This is a genomic window from Mesorhizobium sp. M7A.F.Ca.ET.027.03.2.1, assembly GCF_003999175.1.
Lineage (GTDB): Bacteria > Pseudomonadota > Alphaproteobacteria > Rhizobiales > Rhizobiaceae > Mesorhizobium.
The window spans coordinates 1-817 of the sequence record NZ_RZOM01001633.1 but is presented as its reverse complement, the minus strand read 5'-3'; the positions used below and the strand labels follow the sequence as shown (position 1 = coordinate 817).

Below are 817 nucleotides of genomic sequence, written 5' to 3'. Positions count from 1 at the left end.
GTCGGCGGCGACACGGCGGTCGTGGTTGCCGCGCACCGTCGGCAGGTTCAGCGCCTCCAACCGCGCAAACGTCTCGCGCGGCCAGAGCGGGCCGGAAACGCTGTCACCGAGATTGACGGTCAGGTCGGCGCCGCCGCGCCGGCGAAGGTCATCAAGCACGGCGTCGAGCGCCAGCACATTGCCGTGGATATCGGCGAGTACGGCGATGCGCATTTTCGGAAGGCTCCTGTGTGACGCCGCTTTTCCTTTTGCCCACGTCCGTGGGGCGAGGAACCCAAGTTCTGCAAGGTCAGGCGTGGATTTCGATGTCGTGGCCGCCGACCGCCGGCAGTGCCGGATCGTCGCCGGCGGCGGCGATGACGCTGTCGAGCAGGCCGGGGAAGCGGGCGTCGAGATCGGCGCGGCGCAGTGTGATCATGCGGTTGGTGCCGACCACCTCGGCGCGGGTGACGCCGGCCTCGCGCAATTTGGCCAGGTGGTAGCTCAGATTGGTCTTCGAGCCGAAATCGAGGAACTGGCTGCAGTTCAGCGGCACGCCCTGCTTGCTGGCGAGATAGCGCACGATGGCGAGCCGGGTCGGATCGCCGAGCACGCCAAGCACGATCGGCAGGCTGATCTGGTCCGTATTGGGGTGTGGCAAGGTCATGGCTCGAAACTAAGCACAGTCGGGTCCGATTTCAACGCATCCATCATTGTTGGCCCGCACGCGACCTTTCTCCGTCTGGCGCCGATGCTTCCGACCTGTCCTGACACAGGGCTGTCAGGAAGGTTCAGCTATTTTTCCCTGGCTTCATTGACATGATGCCCTATTGTGTCC

The 817-nt window shown here is 64.6% G+C and carries 2 protein-coding genes; both read right to left on the bottom strand.

What is annotated here, in order from left to right; genetic code table 11:
• On the bottom strand, nucleotides 1-213 hold a 213-nt coding region (locus tag EN750_RS36960), incomplete at its 3' end, for a metallophosphoesterase (RefSeq protein WP_145968314.1).
• A gap of 76 nt (nucleotides 214-289) precedes the next feature.
• Nucleotides 290-646 carry a helix-turn-helix transcriptional regulator gene (locus tag EN750_RS36955; protein ID WP_127260980.1) on the bottom strand — a complete coding sequence of 119 codons (357 nt, stop codon included), beginning with the start codon at nucleotides 644-646 and terminating at the stop codon, nucleotides 290-292.
• Nucleotides 647-817 lie beyond the last annotated feature (171 nt).